Here is a 595-nt window from a genome sequence, read left to right as displayed (position 1 = left end):
TCTGTTTTTTTGCGCACATGAATGGCCGCAAAAAAACGATGATACGGTTCTTGTCAATACTGTTTATGATGCCAATGGTCAGATTTTAACAAACGGAGATACCGTTATGGTGATAAAAGATCTGAAGGTAAAAGGTGCTTCATCTGTTTTAAAAGGTGGTACTAAGGTAAAGAATATTCGCTTGGTGGATGGAGATCATAATATTGATTGCAAAATTCCAGGGATTGGTCAGATGAGTTTAAAGTCGGAGTTTGTGAAAAAAGTTTAAGCATTTGTCCTCTTGCAATTGTTTTTGGATTTCGTTGGTTTTCTATTTTTACATTCTTCTCTAATTGGGCATATTTTCCTCCAGTTGCTTCTTTTCTTGTTTCATAGATTACACCAATCAGATAGAAGCAATATGTTTTCCTTTATTGCAAAGCCATGTATCGCAGAGAAATAGCGACTCTGTCTTTTTCTTTTAATATGCGGTATGGGGGACTGGATGTTGACTCACAAGCAACAATAAAAGTATGCGCTTTATGAGAAGAACAATACCGTAAAGTAGACAAACTTATTCCTGCTGAATTGAAAAAATATTCTCATTTTTTGTATC

Annotated in this window: 1 protein-coding gene; it reads left to right on the top strand. The window is 35.1% G+C overall.

Translation table 11 applies throughout. The annotated features are described in order from the left end of the window. The coding region (locus ACFILW_RS10880; protein WP_375685839.1) for a zinc ribbon domain-containing protein YjdM at positions 1-268 on the top strand (268 nt) is incomplete at its 5' end. Positions 269-595 lie beyond the last annotated feature (327 nt).

It is taken from the genome of Bartonella sp. TT110JLCBS, from assembly GCF_042193405.1.
In the GTDB taxonomy this organism is placed as follows: Bacteria; Pseudomonadota; Alphaproteobacteria; order Rhizobiales; family Rhizobiaceae; genus Bartonella.
This window is presented reverse-complemented; position numbering and strand designations above follow the sequence as displayed.